Origin of the sequence: Blautia sp. AF14-40, from assembly GCF_003479665.1 — a bacterium.
GTDB classification, from domain to species: Bacteria; Bacillota; Clostridia; order Lachnospirales; family Lachnospiraceae; genus Fusicatenibacter; species Fusicatenibacter saccharivorans.
The window spans coordinates 152,629-172,033 of record NZ_QUHK01000003.1; the positions used below are offsets into that span (position 1 = coordinate 152,629).

The following is a 19,405-nucleotide window of genomic DNA, read 5'->3' on the forward strand; positions in this document are numbered from 1 at the left end:
TTATTTCATTATTTCTTTTATAAATTGTATCATTTCTCCATTAATATGCAATTACTTTTCTCATTATTTTCCAGTAATTTTCTTTCGTTTTCGACAGCATCCACTCTGCTTTTACTTTTTTCTTCTCTCTTCCCCATTTACTGCCATCTGTTTTCCATCATTCCCTCATGAATTCCCTCCTGCCGCAGTACCGCGCCGGCTGTCTTACAGAGGCATTCGAGATCCATTCCTAATGCAATGTGATGCACATAATATCCGTCCAGTTCCGCTTTCTCCCGGATCGGAAGTTTATCCCGCCCATGGATCTGTGCCCAGCCGGTGAGGCCCGGACGGACACTGTTTGCGCCGTACCGCTCCCGCTCAGAGATCAGATCCTCCTGATTCCAGAGCGCCGGACGCGGACCGACGAGCGCCATGTCGCCTTTTAAAATATTGAAGAGCTGCGGCAGCTCATCGAGGGATGTTTTCCTGAGAAATCGTCCGACTCTTGTGATAAAGAGATCGGGATGGTTCAGCAGATGTGTCGGCATATCATGCGGCGTGTCGATGCGCATCGTGCGGAACTTGTATATGTAAAAATACTGCCCGTTCCGGCCCACCCGCTTCTGCCGGAACAGCACCGGTCCCGGAGAATCCAGGCGGACTGCAATGCCGACTCCCAGCAGCAGCCACGATAATGCTGCCGTTCCCACAAGCGCCAGCAGACGGTCCAACAGATTTTTCAGATACTTTTGATAAACTCCTTTTTTCTTCTCCCTCATGCTTTTTCTCCCTGCTCCCTTGCTGTCCGGTCACTGTTCCGGCGTTCCTTCTCTTTCCCATAGCCGTACTTTCCGTAACCATATTTTCCATACCCGTAGCTGCCATAGCTGCTGTATCCGTAGCCCGTCGTGCCCTCCTGCACACCGTTCAGCACATAGCCGCAGACCGGAATCTGCGAATCCTCGAAAAATTCCAGCGCGCGCCGGACTTCCCGGTCTTTCGTTGTTCCCTGATGTACCACGAGAACTGCTCCGTCGGCAATTCCGCCGAACAGTGCCGCATCCGAAAGCACTCCGCACGGCGGCGTGTCGATGATCAGAAGATCGGCCTCTTCTTTCAGGCTTTCGATCATGGTCTTTATCCGTACCGAGCGCAGCAGCCCTGCAGGATTCTGCGTGCTTCCCGCTCCCGGCAGGATTTTCAGCGTCAGATCCCGGCAGTCGGTAAGTGCCTCCTCCCAATCCATCTGTCCCTTCAGCACGGCAGCAATTCCACGCTCTTTCCGTCCGATCAGTCCCATACACTTCATCACCGAAGGATTCCGCAGATCTCCGTCCAGCAGTACTACGCGGTATTTCTTCTTCGCGAACGCCTCCGCCAGGTTCACGGCAACCGTCGTCTTTCCCTCCCCCGGCACGGCACTCGTCACAAGAAGGACCGGACAGTCACTTTTTCCAATTATTCTGTCCTCCGTCCTTGTCCGGATCAGCTGCACCGCCTCTTTGAAGGCATCCGGCACTTTTGGATTGCAGATGGTAATGGTCTGTTCCTTTACGCTGCTTCTTTTTTTTATCTTCGCCTGCGGCAGATTTCCAAGGAATGCCGCATTCGTCAGCTTCTTAATATCATCCGCCCAACGGATGGTTTTTCTTGTTCTCACATAGAGGAACAGCAGCAGGAAGGCCGCTGCAATTCCTGCTGCTGCACCATACGTGCCGGCCCGCAACGCATCCTGGCTGTTAACCGGCACTGCCGGAACACCGCTTTCATCCACCACCGTCAGTGTCGTCGCACCAATGATATACTCTGCCACCTCCGGATAATTCGTGATAACGGATTTCATCACCCGATACGCCGCCTCCGGTGACGCGTCCTGCACACGGATAGTAAAAAGATTGGTATTTTCCATCACGCTCGCCTGAATTTCTGATGTCACCGCCCCGATTCCAAGATCCCGCGCTACAACATCCTTCAGTACGCCGCTTGTCACAAGATACGGAAAGGTCTTTCCAAGCTGCTCTGCCGTTACATTATCGTAATAAGAATAACCGACCGCACGGTTCGATCCGACCACGAACGATGTATATGCCTCATAGACCGGCTGATACCGCAGCTTTGCCGTCAGAAAGGAGCCGCCTCCTGCAAGGATTACAAGTGCCAGCACACCAAAGAAAAATTTCTGGAACGCCTGGAAATACTCCGCCAGAAAGGCGATCAGATCTATTTTCTCTGGTTCCGCTGCGGAATAGGTTTCATACGTTTCTCTGTTCATGCTCTTTTGCTCCCTCTCATCGTTCTGCCCTGCTATAGGCGCCGTATCCGTAACCGTAACCATAGCTGCCTCCGATCCGCTCGCCGAATCCCGGATAAACATTGCCGAACACACAGCCGATGACCTTTTCTTCTTTCTGGTTCAGCGCGTCGATGGCATCGTTGATGTCCCGTGTCAGCACGCCGTCCTGCCGAACGGCAAGAACCGCACCATCAGCCAGCTCCACAAGCTCCTCCGCATCCGCGGCCGCGCCCATCGGCGGCGTATCCAGAATAATATAATCCATGTTTGTCCGGCATGTATCCAGAATCCGCCGGAAAATTTCACCGCCGACTGCTTCCGACGGTTCCTCCAGCCGTTCCCGGCAGATGCCCATGTAAACATTCGTGTCCTTGTATTTTTCAAAAACGCTGGACGCCGACTCCTTTCCGACTGCTACCTGTCCGAAATCTTTTCCGGCCTTTTGCGGAAGTTCAAAAATCTTATACAGCGCCGGCTGACGAAAATCACAGTCCAGCAGAAGGACACGGTTCTGTTCCTCTGAAATGGCAAGCGCCAGATTGGCGGCAAGCGTCGACTTTCCTTCATTTTCCGCCACACTGGTCACCAGCAGCACTTTTCCCCCTCTCCGGTCGAGTCTTCCGCGCACACGGGAAGCAATGCGCTTCAGGGATTCCACATAGGGAAAGCTCCGCGCCGGATTCGTGATCAGCATGGAGCTGTTTTTCCTCTTTTTTTCATGGTACACGGTTCCCAGCAGATCCGCATCAATCTTGCGGCCAAATTCCGTTTCATTTTTGACGGTATCCCGCAGAAAGGAAAAGAAGCCCACCAGCGCCGCCGTACCAAGCGCGGCCGCCAGAAATGCCATTGCAGCGTACTTTTCCGTCGGAATCCGGTTCGACGGATTGCCGGAAACCTGCGGCTGCTGCAGTGTCTCCAATACTACATTGGGAATAATATAATCTGAAATGGTTGTGTAATTCTTCAGCACCGACCGCAGTACCCGAAAGGCTGTTTCCGGCGAATCGGCTGTCACGGAAAGCTCCATTAAATTGGATTCCGGCACAATTGAAGCGCTCATGTCCGCCGGAAAGGATGAGCATCCCAGCTCCTCCATCACTTTTTTCTTTAAAATATTGTTTTCCAGAATCGCCTGAAATTTCTGCGTCATCTCATACGTCGAAGAAAGGCTCGATGCTGCATTTGCATTCTCGCCGCGCCCCATCACGGCAAACGTGGTTTTCACCGTGTACTGATCCCGATGGACTGCCGTCAGCACCGTGTAGGTTATCATCGCCGCCGAACAGGCAATCAGAAGGATGATCCACCAGTTTTTTGCCATATCACACAGAATGCTCCGAAGATCCCAGTCTGCTTCGCCGTTCTGTCCGTTTCCTGTTCTGTCGTATTCTCCCATCTGGAACCTCCTCATTCATTGACGCAGACAATCAGGCGGATGGAGCTTGTCTGTCCCTCCTCCGATGTCACAGTATACGTTACTTCATAGACACCTTCCTTTCCGGTGTCAACCGGATTCTCTATGGAAAGTTTTTCTTCCCCAAGGATCTTGTCTTCCGCGGAAACCGCGTGAAGTTCATCGTCCTCTCCTTTTTCATACGTCATCTGATCCACATTCACCTGCTCCAGATAATCCTTCGGATCGAACGCCTGCTGCAGTTCCAGATGGATCAGATACTCGCTTAAGGTAATCTGCGGCTTTCCGCTCTCCTCCGCCGGGTCGTAGAGTTCCACTGTCACCGGAAGACTCGTCACATCACCGGCACGGTTGGCAGCAGAATACGTTACCTGATACAGCCCGGGCGTGCTGCTGATCTCATCCTGATACGAGAGCCGGATGCGGTCCGTAATCGTTCCATCCAGACAGTCCTCTGCGGAAAGTCCTTCCGTCAGGTCATCTGCATTCACACTGAACCGGAGCGGCCCATCCAGAGAAAAGACCGGCGATGTATAGTCGTTATAGACCATTTCCCGTTCCGCGTGGGTGACATTGTTGTCCGAATCAAAGGCAACGATGCTGATTTTCCGCCGCCCTTTTTCGATAAAGTTGGAAATATGTTCTACCGCAAGCGAATCCGTCACATCGCCGTCCTTCGCATCGTACGCCGTCACGCCGGACAGAAGCTCCGCCTCATCCGCGTGGATACTGACCGAAATTTCACTGTTATCCATTGAAATCTCTGGCCCTTTCCCGTCTTTTCCGGTTCGCTGCCGCATCAGGCACCCGCCAAACGCGAGCGATGAGGCAAGAAATAAAATCAGAACAGCCGCTCTCATTTTGTGCATATCCTTTTGATGTCTCCTTTCGTTTTTCAGACAAACCAGCGTCTTTTCCGCCTTCGTTCCGGAGACGGCTCATACAGAACCAGCCGGTTCTCCAGAATTCTCCTTGGATTTACCTTCAGCAGAAGCTCCGCATACGATTCGCCGTACCACTTCGACAGAATTTCCCGGATCGGTCTCATGTCCGGTGTCCGGTAATTGGCGCGGTGGGCATCGCTTGCCGCACAGCCTGCCAGACGGTTTTCCAGCAGATACTGTGCTGTCCGCTCTGCTTCTTTTCCAAATCTTCCAAATACGCTTCCTTTGTTCATCTGCAGAACTGCGCCCATTTCCCGGAACTCATACAGAAGCTCCGGCGAATCCTGCACGCAGAAATACCGCTCCGGATGTGCCAGCACCGGGATCTTTCCCATGGCCGGAAATTCCATCAGCCGCCTTCTGATCCCGTCCGGTGCCATGTCAAACGGCACCTCGATCAGATAATAGCGGCTTTCATGAAGCGGTATCAGCTTTCTCTCTTTGATTTTTTCGTTAAGCGGCCCGATGCTCATAATTTCCATGCCGCGCACCAGACTGACCGGGATGTGTTCCTTCCGGATTTCCTGTTCCAGACGGTAAAACAGCTCCAAAAGCTGCTCCGAATCGTAATTGACATACCCATCCTCCACGCCCTCGATTCCCGTCTGGTTTGCATGCGGTGTCACAGCAAGGATACGCACTCCGCTCTTTGCCGCAATTTCCGCCATCTCAAGGGATGTGGACAGATTCGGGGAACCGTCGTCAACCCCCGGCAGAATATGTATATGAAGGTCCGTCATGCTTCTTTTCTCCTTCGTACTGATATTCCGGCACCATTCTCTTTACCCTCTCGCAGATGTCCGGACATTCGTTTTCCGCCGCCCGCTCGAGTTCTTTCATCTGTTTTCGGAATACCGTCTCATCAAAAGCAATCTGCCGGCCGATAAAAATGCGGGTGTTTTCTGTCGTCTGCATCCCCTCCTCATTCATCAGCAGCTCCTCATACAGCTTTTCGCCCGGCCGCAGGCCAATGTACTTGATCTCGATTTCCACTCCCGGCTCATACCCGGAAAGGCGGATCATGTTTTTCGCAAGGTCCGCAATTCGGACAGGATCTCCCATGTTCAGGACAAAAATCTGGCCGTTTTTCGCATACGCGCCCGCCTCGAGCACCAGACTGACCGCCTCCGGAATCGTCATAAAATAACGGATGATGTCCGGATGCGTCACCGTCACCGGCCCGCCGTGCTCAATCTGGCGGCGGAACAGCGGAATGACGCTGCCGTTGCTGCCAAGTACATTTCCAAAGCGCACCGCCGCAAACTCCGTGGTGCTGTGTTTTCCAATCATCTGAATCACCATCTCGCAGAGCCGTTTGCTCGCTCCCATGATGTTCGTCGGATTGACCGCCTTGTCTGTCGAAATCAGAATAAATTTTTTTACGTGATACCGGCTTGCCGTGCGCGCCGTCTTTAAGGTTCCGATCACGTTATTTTTGATCGCCTCGTTCGGACTGTCCTCCATCAGGGGCACATGCTTGTGCGCCGCTGCGTGAAAGACGATATCCGGCCGGTAACGGGAAAACATCGACTGCAGCCGCCGTTCATCCCGCACCGAACCGATCAGCACCGTCATGTGAAGCCTCGGGAACTCCCATTCCAGCGATTTCTGGATCTGGTATGCATTGTTTTCATAAATATCAAAAATGATCAGATGACCGACACCGTGGCCAGCTAACTGTCGGCAGATCTCGCTGCCGATGGAGCCTCCTCCTCCCGTCACAAGAACCGCTTTCCCCTGGACATAATCGAGAATCGCATCGAGATCGACGCGGACCGGATCCCTAGGCAGCAAATCCTCAATTTTAATTTTTTTTCTGATCTTTTTTTCTTCCTTCATAGCTCCCGCTCTCATTCTATTCGACATCTTCTCCCGTTTTCAGGCATCCTGTTTTTCCTGCTCCTGCAGACAGTCTTCGAGCAGATACAAAAGCTCCAGCGCCGAACGGAAACCGGCTTTCTGCTTTCCGCAGATCAGAAATCCCTGCAGACTGCAGTGCTGGCGGAACTGAATCTGAATGCTGACCATCCGCTCGGTTCCGGCCGGAAGCGTGGTCTCCTGCCGGTTTTTCATATCCTCCGTAAATTCCCATTCGTCTTTTTCTTCTTCCCGCAGGCTTCGCATACAGCTTCCCGCATCCGGCATACCGAGCAAATCATAAATCCGGTTCATCCGAAGCAGCATTTCCCCGTATCCCGCAAACGGAACATCGTAATGCAGAAGCGGCAGGCGGATCACACCTTTGGAATGGCTTCCGTTCAGCTCCTGAAAACATAAGAATAATGCTGCATCTGCTGTTGTATGTACCTTTTCTCTGATTTCTTCCATTTCTTTTCTCATAATCTTCTCCATCTGCTCTTTGTATTTCTTTTTATAGTAATGTTATATGTAATATTTATTTTTGGAATATTATACCAAATCTATCTCACATCGTCAATCTGCTTATGCCTCCTTTTCTTTCGATTTTCACTTTCTTTTCTGTGTTTTTTCTACATGGAGTTTGCTTTTTTGATCTTTTTCGAGTTCTGGTGTCGCGGTGTGTCACTGTTCGTCGAACGATTTTATCAGAAGTGAGGCCTTTCGGCTTGAATGAAATCCTATGGATGTGCTAAACTACAGTTTGTAATCGTATGATCGTTCCTGTAATGATTTCATAGTTACAGTATCATGTTTTCCTGCGCCGGACAACCGCTTCGACGTGAACGGCTGCACATCGACGCAAACGGTAAGTAATTCAGGAGGTGGTAATTTTGTACTCAGAGTTGATTTTTCCATTGAATTCCAACGATCCGGTTCTTCTCGAAATTCCGGTCATCATCACACAGGGCGCCTCGGAACGAATCCGGTTTCCGCTGGATGATCTCATCTATGTGGAGGCCTGTCAGCACCGGCTGATTCTGCATACCGTTCAGGGTGACTTTTCAACCCGGTGCACATTTGCCGGCCTGACGGTATGTCTTGTCTCAACCGGCCGTTTTTTCCGCAACGGAAAAGGTCTGCTGATCAATTTCTCCCACGTTGCGCTCGTGCAGGCAACCGGCGAGGTTCTGCTGAAAAACGGACAGACCGTCTTCTGTAGCCGCAGACGGAAGCGTGAAACCCGCGAAGCCTTCCTCGCTTATGCCAGAACACTGTCCCGCCGCTTATAATATGATTTTGATTTTCTATGTCCTGCAGCCTTTGCTCCACCGATACAAAGAACAGCAGCCGCTGGTTCTGTTTTCGAACCAACGGCTGCTGTCCTGTTTCTGTTTATTTTTCAGTTTTTCCCTGCCGCTTCCATCCGCGCCGCAAACTGCGCATAGAAATCGGTCTTTGTGTCATACGGAAGCAGATAAAACAGCTTCAGAATTCCCATGCTGATCTGTTGCCGCAGCGCGTCATCCTCTGTCCGGCACGCCTCGTTCTGTTTTTCTTTCAGATAATAATGCCATTCGTTCGTAAACGCTTCATACTTTCCGAGCTCCGGCGTGTCGAGCCAGCGGCGGACTTTGACTTTTGTCTTATTCTCCTTCGGACATTCGCTGACCTGAAGAAAATAGGAAAATGTTCCGTTCTCATACAGCCGTCCCAGCGGAAACATCCGGCAGAAGCCCGGCCGCGCATCGTGAATGCTGCACCGGCCCTCATCATTTAAGAAACTGCACTGGTCTGACTGCTCCGTCATTTTCAGATGCGGCAGAATCACACCGTCCACTACGCGGAGTGAAATATATCCCGCCGTCAGAATCTCCTCCATCGTTTTGCCGAGTTTTCTCTCGAGCCGGTAAAGATCCATCGGGTCGAGCACAATCGAGTCGCCCATCCCGCGGCAGCAGGCGGAGCATCCGCGGCAGTCGTCGCAGCCCACTTTTACCATATCATTCGCTCCATATCGTTTTCCATCTGAAATCTTGTCTATATCTACGTTCCGTTCCATACTTTCTTCCTGTCTGTTCTTTATTTTTTATACTCAAAATCCGGAATCTGATGCCATCTCTCCCGGAAATAATGTGCCGCCAGTTTCGGCTTGCGGTCGCGGGTGAAGATTCCCTTCTTGTTGCCCTGCACGCGCAGGAGACTCTGGCTCGTCGCAAAGTCCCAGATGCCCGAAAGGTCACTGACAAACCGGGACGGTGTCATACTTGGATATAACATACTTTTGTTTCCTCCTTCTCCATTTTTCTTGTATATCCCCCTGCTTTTCCTGCCGGTTTACGTTCCGGCGCGCTCTGCCCCCACGACATGCAGCACCTGGTCCTTTACCTGGAATTTGATTTCCATTCCCGCAAAGGAAAGCCCGTAAACGCGCTCTTCACTGTTCTGATACGATGGGCGCGGGTCCTGCTCCAGCACTTTTTTCAGTGCCTCCCGGCGGTCCGCCGGAATTTTTTCCAGCAGCTCATCCGGAATTTCAACGGGAATAAAGTATTCCTTCGTCTTTTCCGTAAAGCTGCCAAGTGCCTCCGCATGGCTGTCCACATGCGGCAGATACGGTTTGATGTCCAGAATCGGCGTACCGTCCATCAGATCTGCCCCCGATAGATGAAGCACCGGCCCGAGTGCCGGATGCTGCTCCACACGCTCCAGCTTTACCGAAGAAAGCCCGATCGGATTGGGCCGGAACGGAGAGCGCGTTGCAAATACACCGACCCGCTTGTTTCCGCCAAGCCGCGGCGGCCGCACCATCGGTGACCAGGTGTCGCGCACAGCCTCGGAAAACTCCCAGATCAGCCAGAGATGGGAATATTCCTCGATGCCGCGCAGCGCATTCGCATCGCGGAACTCCGGTTCAAAGACGATCGTACTCTTTAATTCTTCAATCAGCCCGCTCTGCCGCGGAATCCCGAACTTTTCCGGGAAATCCGTGTGGATCCGGGCAATCACTTTCACTGCAATTTCTTCTGCCAAAACGGTTTTCTCCTTTATCCTTACCAGACTTTGAATAGGTTTATTCTAACATTTTGCCGGAAAAAAGTCCACCTGCCAGCCGGCGGTTGGCGGAAAAGTGTCAGAAAAGGACGGATTTCTCATAATTTGCAAATCCGTTTTTCTATCCTATGACCGCAAAAAAAGAACAGGAACCGTTTTGCTGTTCCGATTCCTGTTCTCTCCTCTTTATGCTCCAAGTTCCCGCATGCCTTTCAGCAGTCCTTCAATCTGTTCTGCTATTTCTTTTACTTTCGTTTCCAGTCCCAGCAGTTCCTGGCGGTACATCTGATTTTTCTCTGTCGTATCAAAAGTATGTACCGTCTGAACCAGAAACGCTCCCGCCTTCGGCTGAAGTTCATCCGGCAGGTGCGTTTCCTTTAAGCGGATCCGAAAGCTTTCCAGGTCATTCCCTGCAGCCCTTAAATACTGATTCATGTGGATCCCTGTGTGGCGCATCATCGCTCTGCCCTCGCCGCGCACCTTTGCATACGTTCTCTGGCTTTTGGCTGCGTACAGTGTCATCTGTACATACATCAGACTGGTCAGTGCCTTTTCTCCGGTCATTGCTGTTTCGTATAATTCTTTTTTCACTCTCTCGCTGCTCATACATTCCTCTTTCCGCCACTTTTGTTCCGCTGGCAACGGTTTGGATTGCTCCGGCAGTTCATGTTGTCTTTGGTATTCAGGAGTATAAAAAAAGACTCCTATCATGACGACTGCCACAATAAAAGTCTTGCGTTCTCATTTGATACGGACGTCTCTCGACATCGGCTGACGATTTCAAACCCACCCGGGATGCGTTTTTGTTTCCCGCGGCGTTTCGCTACTCCCTTTTACTTGTTGATGTGTATATTAGCACACTTCCTGTCGAATTGCAAGTATATTTTTTGCATTTTGTCCCTCATTTCATGCAACTTACGTTTTTTCATTTGTGTTTCTTCCTATATAAATGCACCGCCGGAAAGCATACCGCTCCGGCTGCCAGCACGAGAAAAACGATATCTGCATACATCTTCACATATCCCGCCGCCTGCTCCCACGCCGCACCGACCGCAGCACCGGTTCCGACGAGAAGAATGTTCCACACCGTGCTTCCGATGATTGTAAACAGCAGAAATTTCGGCATCTCCATCCGTGCCATCCCGGCGGGGACGGAAATGAGGCTTCGGATGATGGGAATGCATCGGCCGAACAGAACGGCCCGCTGGCCTTTCTTCTGAAACCATGTAATCGTTTTCCAGGCATCCTCCGCGTGAAATCCGAGAAGCTTCATCGGGCGGCTGTCGAGCAGTTCACTAAGGCTCTCCGGGCTGACAAGCGTTCCCGCTCCATAGAGAACCAGCGCCCCGAGAAGCGATCCTGCCGTGGATGACAGCACAACGCCCGCCGGATGCAGACGGGTGCATGTCGTCAGAAAACCGCCGAACGTCAGAATCACCTCGGAGGGAATCGGCGGAAAGACATTTTCCACGGCAATCAGAATCAGGACGCCGACATATCCAAAGCGGTTGACCATATCCAGGATTACGTTCTGCAAGCTTTCTCCGTTCCAGCAGCTCCGCACCGTTTTGAGACCTGCGGCGTTTTCCCGTCTCTGCTCCGCGTCACAGAATCGCTGCTTTTTCTTCTTCCCCTGCATTCTATGCACCGCTGCCCCTCTGCATGACCCCTTTTTCCGCCAAAACTTTCCTCTGTTTACGATTCCGTCAGATTTTCTTTGTTTTGTTTTCATCTTCTCTTCAGAAAAGCTTTATCTCATGTACACATTCTGGTCACAATTTTTCCGTATACTAATCTCATCAACAACGAAGGAAACAAACACAAACCTCTATTGTTTTTATATAAATTTTAACCAGGAGACAGCAAAGCACCCTTGGAAGCATGTCTCCAATGCCAACCTTTCTAATAGATAGATTTCTTTTTCATACCGCCGGGGCCCTAACAAGTCCCGGCCTCTCTCCTTTTTAGGAGATTTTTTTATTTTCAGCTCTTTTTTTCCTTAATTTTCTAAAGTTCCCACGATAATTTTTTCTTGCACAGGACTTTTCCGTATAGTAAAATGAAAATAGTTGTTTTTAACAGACACCATGGATAAAAAGGGAGAAAAATACCATGAAGATTGGATTTGACAATGAGAAGTACCTGAAAATGCAGTCTGAGCATATCCGCGACCGCATCAACCAGTTTGACAACAAGCTGTATCTGGAATTCGGCGGAAAGCTGTTCGACGATTTCCACGCATCCCGCGTTCTTCCGGGCTTTGCACCGGATGCCAAACTGCGCATGCTGATGCAGCTCTCCGACCAGGCTGAGATCGTAATGGCGATTTCCGCAGCCGATATTGAGAAAAACAAAATCCGAGGCGACCTCGGCATCACCTATGACAGCGACGTGCTCCGTCTGATTGATGAGTTCCGCGGACGCGGCCTCTATGTCGGCAGTGTTGTCATCACGCAGTATTCCGGACAGCACAGTGCAGACGCTTTCAAGAAGAGACTGCAGAAGCTCGGCATCCCGGTTTACATTCACTACACGATTCCGGGCTACCCGCATAATGTGCCGCTGATCGTGAGCGATGAGGGATACGGAAAGAACGAGTACATCGAGACAACCCGTCCGCTCGTTGTCGTTACCGCACCGGGACCGGGAAGCGGAAAGATGGCAACCTGCCTTTCCCAGCTCTACCATGAGCACAAACGCGGTGTAAACGCCGGTTATGCAAAATACGAGACCTTCCCTATCTGGAATCTGCCGCTGAAACACCCGGTCAACCTGGCTTACGAGGCTGCTACCGCCGATCTGAACGATGTCAACATGATCGACCCGTTCCACCTCGAGGCATACGGCGTGACAACCGTCAACTACAACCGTGATGTCGAGATTTTCCCGGTTCTGCGTGCGATCTTCCAGCAGATCTTCGGCGAGAGCCCATACAAATCCCCGACTGACATGGGCGTCAACATGGCCGGAAACTGTATCATTGATGATGAGGCATGCCGCGAGGCTTCCCGTCAGGAGATCATCCGCCGCTACTACACTGCTGTGGACGGTATCGCAGACGGCTCCCGCTCCGAGACCGAGGCTTACAAGATCGAGCTTCTGATGAAACAGGAAAACATCGTTGCCGCAGACCGCACCACCGTTTCCCCGGCTCTCGTCCGTGCCGAGGCGACCGGTGCACCGGCTGCTGCCATGGAACTGCCGGACGGACGCGTCATCACCGGAAAGACCGGCGATCTGCTTGGATCGAGTGCAGCGCTTCTGCTGAATGCGTTAAAAGAGCTCTCCGGCATCGACCATGACGTACATGTTCTCTCACCGGAATCCATTGCTCCGATCCAGACCCTGAAAACCAAGTACCTCGGAAGCAAGAACCCGCGTCTTCATACCGACGAGGTTCTGATCGCGCTGTCTGCTACTGCTGCACAGAGCGAGGATGCACAGAAAGCACTCTCCTGCCTGCCGCAGTTAAAGGGCTGCCAGGTGCACTCCAGCGTTATGCTCTCCGATGTGGACCGCAAAATGTTCCAGCGTCTGGGATGCGATCTGACCTGTGAGCCGAAATTTCAGTAAATAATTTTTATATCTTGGACATAAAAAATCCAGGGCATACGGTACTTTCCGTACCTGCCCTGGATTTTTTCTTTTCCGGCTTCTGTTTATAAATTTTCTTTTCCAAATCCCATCGGCAGCAGCTCCTCGAGTGTCATTTCTTTCCAGGAACCGTCGCCCTTGCAGAGAAGGACGAGAAATTCGTTCGGATCAACGAATTCCCGCAGCACCTGACGGCAGACACCGCACGGTGTGCAGAAATCCTCCGGCTCTGCCTCTCCCGGGCCGCCGCAGACGGCGATCGCGTCAAATTCCGTTATGCCCTCGGATACGGCTTTGAAGACCGCGGTGCGCTCCGCGCAGTTTGTCGGTGTATACGCCGCATTTTCAATGTTGCAACCGGTATAAATCGCTCCATTCTTTGCCAGAACCGCCGCGCCTACGCGGAATTTCGAATACGGCACATACGCAAATTTCCGCGCTGCCAGAGCCTGTTTTACCAGCTCCTGTTTTATTTCTGTACTAATTTCCTGTTTCATATCCAGTATCCCCTTATTTTTTCTTTCTTATTTCTGATCTTCCCGGATCAGAATCCGCAGTGCCTCGATGGCTACCTGGATCGCACCTTCCGTATCGTGCGTAATGTGGTTCTCCATGCCGCGTTTCACTCTCTCCTGATTTCCCATCACAAGAAAATCCGATCCGGCACGGACGCCGCGGGCACTTGCCACGATAAAGAGTGCCGCCGATTCCATCTCTGACGCTTTGCATCCAAGCTTCATCCATGCATCCCATTTTTTCAGCAGCTCATCGCCGACCGGCATCTGCTCCGGGTCGTGCTGGCCGTAAAAGGAATCCTTGCACTGTACCACGCCCGCATGCCATTTTTTCCCAAGATTCTTTGCCGCCTGCACCAGCGCATTCGTCACGGTAAGGTCTGCGACTGCCGGGAACTCGATCGGTGCGTATTCCTTTGACGTTCCCTCCGCACGGATCGCTCCCGTTGCCACCACGATATCGCCGCCCTCTACATCGAGTGCCATACCGCCGCATGTTCCGACGCGGATAAACGTATCGGCGCCGCACTGGATCAGCTCTTCCATCGCGATGGAAGCCGACGGACCGCCGATGCCGGTAGATGTAACGGAAACCTTTACACCGTCCAAAGTACCCGTATAAGTCACAAATTCCCGGCTGTCTGCGACGAGCACCGGGTTCTCAAAGTAAGCTGCAATTTTTTTACACCGTTTGGGATCTCCCGGCAGAATCACGTACCGTCCCACATCGCCTTTTCGGATCTGCAGATGATACTGCAGCCCTTCTTCTCCTGAATAATTCTGCATATGCAAAAACCTCCTTTGTATTTTCGTATTCTCATAGTTCTATTTTACCACAGGCCGCACCGCAAATACAAGGCTTGACACCATTTCGCTTTCCCTTTCATTACGGATATAATCACGTTCCGCAGTTGCCTTTTCCCATTCGGGATGCTACAATAGGCACAGAAACCAGAGTTCTTACTTTCATTTTTACGAGGAGGGATTATTTTATGAGTTCCTATGTCATTAGCTGCTGCTCTACGGCAGACCTTACCGAAGAGCATTTCTCCAAACGGGAAATCTCATACATCTGTTTCCATTACAAATTAAATGACACCGAGTACGCGGACGATCTCGGCAAATCCATGCCGTTCGATCAGTTCTATGCCGCCATGGCCGCCGGCGCTTCCACGAAAACATCCCAGGTGAATGCCGATGAATTTGAAGCCTATTTTGAAACATTCCTGCAGGACGGCAAAGACATTCTCCACGTCTGCCTCTCCTCCGGCATTTCCGGTGTCCTGAATTCTGCGATGATCGCCAAAGCCGACCTTGAAGAGCGCTACCCGGAACGGAAAATCCTCATCGTGGATTCCCTCGGCGCTTCCTCCGGCTACGGTCTTCTGATGGACCGCCTTGCCGACCTGCGCGATGAAGGAAAACCGCTGGAAGAGGTTTACGATTTTGCGATGAAAAACCGCCTCAAAGTCCATCACTGGTTCTTCTCCACGGACCTCACCTTTTACGTGCGCGGCGGCCGCATCTCCAAAGCCTCCGGCGCAATCGGCGGCCTCCTCGGCATCTGCCCGCTGCTCAACATGGACAACGAAGGACGGCTGATTCCGCGTTTCAAAATCCGTACGAAGAAAAAAGTCATCAAAAAAATCGTCGACCAGATGGAAGAAAACGCCGAGGGCGGCCTCTCCTACTCCGGCAAATGCTACATTTCCCAGTCCGCCTGCTACGACGATGCGCGGGCCGTTGCGGATCTTGTCGAGGAACGCTTTCCCAATCTGAACGGAAAAGTCGAGATCAACAGCATCGGAACCACCATCGGCAGCCACACAGGGCCGGGAACCGTTGCATTGTTTTTCTGGGGGAAAGAACGGGTGGATTAACTCTCCTGCACTTCCATCTATAGCAAGACCCGAAAATAATGCAAAAAAGGCAGTGCTGCAGAGCGCGAATTGCAAGGAACAGATTTGAAGGCGTACCGGGGTACGACGAAAATCTGTGACGCAGTAATTCACGCTCTGCGGTGCTGAATTTTTTGCATTATTTTCGGGTCTTGCTATAAAAACAGGGAAGAAAAAAGCTCTGTCCATTTGGGCAGAGCCTTCTTGTTTTCCTTCTATTCTTCTATCTTCCCTCTCCAACATTTCCGCACCAGTGCAAACACCAGATACCCGATGGCTGCTCCAAGCGTATTCGTCACAACATCATCTAACTGGCAGTAGCCGCGCTCTGTTAAGAGCTGCACTGTTTCCAGCATCATGCTTGTGGAAAACGCCGCATAGACGCAGCACCATCCTTTCCGAAGAGACGGAACCGCCGCCGGCAGCAATACGCCGAACGGGAGAAACAGCAGAATATTTTCCACAAAATACCGGTCCGGCAGCCGCTGGTTTCCCCAGGTTTCAAACAGCTTCACATCCACGCCCGTTCTCGAACCCGGTTCTCTGGAAAACAGCGTAATAGAAAACATCATCGCAAAATAGACTACTACCAGAAACCACAGCAGAAGCTGGGTGCCAGGAACCGCATGCGCATGCTCCAGCCGTTTTTGTTTCTTTATCATCTGCCGGTTTTTCCACGCCGCCGCAACCGTCACAAAGCCGACACCGACTGCAACCGCATGCGGCAGATACCGGAATGTATCAAAAATATCCTGTTCAATCGTTGTCAGATAAAGAGGAATTGCCATTTACATCACCTTCCGTATTTTCGCGGCTGATCGGAAACACCCGCGAGATAATCGAGACTGCAGTCATACAGCTTTGCCAGCGTAATCAGACAGTCCAACGGAATCTCACGGATGCCTTTTTCATACCGGTTGTAGGTGTCCGGGTGACTGAAAATCTTCCGCGCTGCCTGTGTCATCGAGTAACCGCGTTCCAGACGGAGCTCTTTCAGCCGGATCAGCATTTTCTCCCGCTCCGGCGTTTCTTCTATTTTTCTGTGCATTACTTTCCTTCTTTTTCCTGCTCCGTTTCCGCCGCTGCTTTTTCTGCCTCCGGCACATAACCCGGATTGTCGTCGTATCCTTCCAGGAAATTGTGGCGGATGCCGTGCTGCTTGTAGCCGACCACGGTGTCAATGTTGACATTTTCGACACTGCGGAAAATATTGCTCTCCACGAACGGATTCACCTTTTTCAGGTTTTTGATCAGTTCCTTGATCTCCACGCGTTTCGAACGATTCTCCTCGTTATTGCAGGTCGTGCAGGTATCGGTAAACTTGCAGGCACACTGGATGAAATGCAGACCGTTATAATCTCTCCACGCCTTGATATCATCCTCGCGCACCAGATACAGCGGGCGGATCAGCTCCATGCCCTCGAAGTGGATGCTGTGAAGCTTCGGCATCATCGTCTGCACCTGCGCACCGTAGAGCATTCCCATGAGGATTGTCTCAATGACATCATCGTAATGATGGCCGAGTGCAATCTTGTTGCAGCCGAGCTGCTGTGCAAAATGATACAGATGGCCGCGGCGCATTCTCGCGCAGAGATAACACGGGGAATTTTCCACATGGTAGACCGAATCGAAAATGTCTGTCTCGAAAATGGTGATCGGAATGTGGAGGCTCTTTGCGTTGTCCTCGATCACTTTGCGGTTCTCCGGGCTGTATCCCGGATCCATGACAACGAATTTTACTTCGAAATCAAATTTATTGTGAAGCTTTAACTCCTGAAAGCATTTCGCCATCAGCATCGAATCTTTTCCGCCGGAAATACAGACAGCAATTTTGTCGCCCGGTTTTACCAGCTCGTACGTATTGATCGCTTTCGTAAATTTGGACCAGATCGACTTTTTGAATTTTTTGCGGAGACTCTTCTCCACGTCTGCCGCCTTGTCCTGCTCCTCCGGCGCGCTCATCACATCCATCAGCCAGGCGATGTAACCGCCCTCCAGGCTCACAGCGTCCCAGCCCTTCTCCTGTAATTCTTCCGCCGCTGCGACACTGAACCGGCCGCGGCTGCAGCAGATAATCGTCTTTTTGCTCCGGTCAATCGCATCACTTGTCTCGATTTCTTCTGTCTTCATCACAAGCGCTCCCGGAATCGCGCCGTGGGAGATCTCTACCGCATCGCGGATATCGACGATCTGATAGCTTGACGGATCGAGCTCTTTTAGTTCTTTTATTGAAATACTGGTGCTCATGTAATTTTTCCTTTTCTAATTTAAAATGCCTTACTTTTCTTCATTCTTTCATTGTATCGTTTTTTCTGTGACTGTCAAGAAAAAACGCGCAAAAACGGGGAGTCTCTGAACATTCGTTTCAAATCCTCCCCCACTTTTTTATTTTTTCCGAATATCCGCCATCGTCTTCAGCAGAAGTTCTTTCTTCCAGAAGACCAGCCCTGCACTTGCGAGCAGAATCGCGTAACGCAGGATTCTGTACGGGAAAATCAGATTGCAGATGATGCTTGCTCCAATCAGAAAAACGGAGCACGCCACAAGAAATCCTGGACTCATCAGATTTTCCTGGATTCCTTCGTTCACCAGAATCCGTTTGCTCACAATATAATGGCCGACCGAATACAGCATATAGCATGCCAGCGTCGTGTAACCGGCCGCGATGTAACCGAACAGGCGGATAAAAATAAAGTTCAGCACCACATTCGCTCCAGCCGCCGCCATGGATGCAGCCATCAGAAACTGTGTTTTTTCATAATAAAACTGCGGCATCGAGAGAATATTATAAATGAAGATAAAGAACACACTCGCTGCCACCGGCGGAATGACGTACACCGCCTCGCGGTACTTCGGTGATCCGAAAATCAGCACCAGCTCCGGGCTGATCAGCATCAGCGCCACGGCTATGCCGACCACTACAACACTAAGAAGCTGCAGCACCTTCCGCATTGAACGGATGTCGCCCTTTTTGATTTTGCTGTACATCCACGGTGTCAATGCACTGTTCATACCGCTGATGAAAAGCTGCACCAGCATACCAATGCTGTACGCCAGTCCGTACAGCGCAACCTCCGTCTTTCCGACCATCTTGTCGATCATGATGCGGTCGCCCTGGTTCAGGATAATGCCGGACAGATAATGCGGCACAATCGGAATCCCGATCCGCAGCGCATAGCCCCAGTATTCTTTCGAAAAAAACTCTTTTCCTTTGCAGAACTGGAACACAATAATCGGCACACAGATGCAGACCTGCACCCCGACGATACCTAAGATCCGCATCATGGCCGTACCGCCATTCATGCGGATCAGCACCAGGCTCGCAATCGGGTTCATCAGCGCCTGCAGAATCGTCACACAGACCAGAATCCGGTACCGATACTCAAACCGCTGCCGCCCCGACCAGTAGGAAAGCGCCGGACTCAGCAGCGCTTCCAGAAACATCAGCAGAATCATGGATTTCGGCAGATTTAAAATCTTCTCCCAGAAACCCGATGTAAAACAATACAATGCAAAAACCGCACCCGTAATCACAAGCGTCAGTCCCTGCATTGCAGATGTATATTCATCCCGCTGCTTCTCGTACTTTGCCATCGCATTGTCATAAACACCATTAAATAAATACAGCGATGTCATAATCGTCAAAATCTGCAGCCAGGACAGATAAACCGTATAGGTTCCGTACTCCTCGGTACTCATCAGACGCGTGAAAATCGGAACTGTGATGAACGAAATGCCTTTCTGTAAGAAACTGCAGATCGTAAACCAAAGCGCCGCCTTCGCCTGAACGGAGAGAGAACGGTATTTTGAGGTAATGTTCATGTAATCTCCTTGCTGTTTGGGTTATTTGC

Annotated in this window: 19 protein-coding genes and 2 pseudogenes; 3 read left to right on the forward strand and 18 right to left on the reverse strand. The window is 51.2% G+C overall.

All coding sequences use genetic code 11. The features are described 5' to 3' along the window. Window positions 1–137: 137 nt before the first annotated feature. The 7 genes and pseudogenes from DWW13_RS03870 to DWW13_RS03900 form a co-directional block, all read right to left on the reverse strand. The gene (locus DWW13_RS03870; RefSeq protein WP_118719309.1) at window positions 138–761 is read right to left on the reverse strand and encodes a sugar transferase; all 624 of its coding nucleotides are present in this window, start codon (window positions 759–761) and stop codon (window positions 138–140) included. After that, a complete protein-coding gene (locus DWW13_RS03875; RefSeq protein WP_158579742.1) occupies window positions 758–2,254 on the reverse strand; it encodes a polysaccharide biosynthesis tyrosine autokinase in 1,497 nt (498 codons plus the stop codon). The genes DWW13_RS03870 and DWW13_RS03875 overlap by 4 nt, the downstream gene beginning before the upstream one ends. Before the next feature lie 16 nt (window positions 2,255–2,270). Then, the gene (locus DWW13_RS03880; protein ID WP_158579743.1) at window positions 2,271–3,674 is read right to left on the reverse strand and encodes a polysaccharide biosynthesis tyrosine autokinase; all 1,404 of its coding nucleotides are present in this window, start codon (window positions 3,672–3,674) and stop codon (window positions 2,271–2,273) included. 11 nt (window positions 3,675–3,685) lie between these two features. Next, the gene (locus DWW13_RS03885) at window positions 3,686–4,561 is read right to left on the reverse strand and encodes an immunoglobulin-like domain-containing protein (protein ID WP_118600902.1); all 876 of its coding nucleotides are present in this window, start codon (window positions 4,559–4,561) and stop codon (window positions 3,686–3,688) included. A 26-nt stretch (window positions 4,562–4,587) separates the two neighbouring features. Beyond that, window positions 4,588–5,376, reverse strand: a complete 789-nt coding sequence (locus DWW13_RS03890; protein ID WP_118719315.1) for a tyrosine-protein phosphatase — start codon at window positions 5,374–5,376, stop codon at window positions 4,588–4,590. Next, a pseudogene (locus DWW13_RS03895) lies at window positions 5,339–6,451 on the reverse strand (UDP-N-acetylglucosamine 4,6-dehydratase family protein); the annotation flags it as partial. The pseudogene DWW13_RS03895 and the gene DWW13_RS03890, both read right to left, overlap by 38 nt. Before the next feature lie 63 nt (window positions 6,452–6,514). Continuing rightward, complete coding sequence (locus DWW13_RS03900; protein WP_147398312.1) at window positions 6,515–6,976, reverse strand: hypothetical protein; 462 nt, start codon at window positions 6,974–6,976, stop codon at window positions 6,515–6,517. 410 nt (window positions 6,977–7,386) lie between these two features. On the opposite strand from DWW13_RS03900, the gene DWW13_RS03905 reads away from it, so the two are divergent. Continuing rightward, window positions 7,387–7,785, forward strand: coding sequence for a LytTR family DNA-binding domain-containing protein (locus DWW13_RS03905; protein WP_158579744.1), 399 nt, complete (start codon window positions 7,387–7,389; stop codon window positions 7,783–7,785). Window positions 7,786–7,895: 110 nt separating this feature from the next. Here DWW13_RS03905 and DWW13_RS03910 read toward each other — a convergent pair whose 3' ends face one another. From DWW13_RS03910 to DWW13_RS03930, 5 genes and pseudogenes are all read right to left on the reverse strand, one after another. Beyond that, on the reverse strand, window positions 7,896–8,555 hold the full coding sequence (locus DWW13_RS03910) for a YkgJ family cysteine cluster protein (RefSeq protein ID WP_118719319.1): 660 nt from the start codon (window positions 8,553–8,555) through the stop codon (window positions 7,896–7,898). 20 nt (window positions 8,556–8,575) lie between these two features. Continuing rightward, window positions 8,576–8,716: pseudogene (locus DWW13_RS03915) on the reverse strand (glycoside hydrolase family 2 TIM barrel-domain containing protein); the annotation flags it as partial. A 114-nt stretch (window positions 8,717–8,830) separates the two neighbouring features. Then, window positions 8,831–9,526, reverse strand: coding sequence for a tRNA (N6-threonylcarbamoyladenosine(37)-N6)-methyltransferase TrmO (gene tsaA, locus DWW13_RS03920; RefSeq protein ID WP_055220437.1), 696 nt, complete (start codon window positions 9,524–9,526; stop codon window positions 8,831–8,833). 207 nt (window positions 9,527–9,733) lie between these two features. Then, window positions 9,734–10,153, reverse strand: a complete 420-nt coding sequence (locus DWW13_RS03925; RefSeq protein WP_118719321.1) for a hypothetical protein — start codon at window positions 10,151–10,153, stop codon at window positions 9,734–9,736. Window positions 10,154–10,472: 319 nt separating this feature from the next. Continuing rightward, entirely contained in the window at window positions 10,473–11,186 is a 714-nt protein-coding gene (locus DWW13_RS03930) for a DedA family protein (RefSeq protein WP_226906300.1), read from the reverse strand. Between the two features lie 473 nt (window positions 11,187–11,659). Between DWW13_RS03930 and DWW13_RS03935 the strand changes: the two genes are divergently transcribed. After that, on the forward strand, window positions 11,660–13,120 hold the full coding sequence (locus DWW13_RS03935; RefSeq protein ID WP_117802108.1) for a DUF1846 domain-containing protein: 1,461 nt from the start codon (window positions 11,660–11,662) through the stop codon (window positions 13,118–13,120). Between the two features lie 86 nt (window positions 13,121–13,206). Here DWW13_RS03935 and DWW13_RS03940 read toward each other — a convergent pair whose 3' ends face one another. Then, the gene (locus DWW13_RS03940; RefSeq protein ID WP_117760908.1) at window positions 13,207–13,638 is read right to left on the reverse strand and encodes a cytidine deaminase; all 432 of its coding nucleotides are present in this window, start codon (window positions 13,636–13,638) and stop codon (window positions 13,207–13,209) included. 27 nt (window positions 13,639–13,665) lie between these two features. Beyond that, window positions 13,666–14,442, reverse strand: coding sequence for a uridine phosphorylase (gene udp, locus DWW13_RS03945; protein ID WP_055220432.1), 777 nt, complete (start codon window positions 14,440–14,442; stop codon window positions 13,666–13,668). A 206-nt stretch (window positions 14,443–14,648) separates the two neighbouring features. Here udp and DWW13_RS03950 point away from each other — a divergent pair, with 206 nt between their 5' ends. After that, complete coding sequence (locus DWW13_RS03950; RefSeq protein ID WP_118719323.1) at window positions 14,649–15,536, forward strand: DegV family protein; 888 nt, start codon at window positions 14,649–14,651, stop codon at window positions 15,534–15,536. A gap of 233 nt (window positions 15,537–15,769) precedes the next feature. Here DWW13_RS03950 and DWW13_RS03955 read toward each other — a convergent pair whose 3' ends face one another. The 4 genes from DWW13_RS03955 to DWW13_RS03970 form a co-directional block, all read right to left on the reverse strand. Continuing rightward, the gene (locus DWW13_RS03955) at window positions 15,770–16,342 is read right to left on the reverse strand and encodes a VanZ family protein (protein WP_118719325.1); all 573 of its coding nucleotides are present in this window, start codon (window positions 16,340–16,342) and stop codon (window positions 15,770–15,772) included. A gap of 5 nt (window positions 16,343–16,347) precedes the next feature. After that, window positions 16,348–16,602, reverse strand: a complete 255-nt coding sequence (locus tag DWW13_RS03960; RefSeq protein ID WP_022462342.1) for a helix-turn-helix domain-containing protein — start codon at window positions 16,600–16,602, stop codon at window positions 16,348–16,350. Further along, window positions 16,602–17,801 carry an ATP-binding protein gene (locus DWW13_RS03965; RefSeq protein WP_117760621.1) on the reverse strand — a complete coding sequence of 400 codons (1,200 nt, stop codon included), beginning with the start codon at window positions 17,799–17,801 and terminating at the stop codon, window positions 16,602–16,604. Before DWW13_RS03965 ends, DWW13_RS03960 begins: the two co-directional genes overlap by 1 nt. A gap of 138 nt (window positions 17,802–17,939) precedes the next feature. Further along, window positions 17,940–19,376 carry a lipopolysaccharide biosynthesis protein gene (locus DWW13_RS03970; protein ID WP_118719327.1) on the reverse strand — a complete coding sequence of 479 codons (1,437 nt, stop codon included), beginning with the start codon at window positions 19,374–19,376 and terminating at the stop codon, window positions 17,940–17,942. Between the last annotated feature and the right edge of the window lie 29 nt (window positions 19,377–19,405).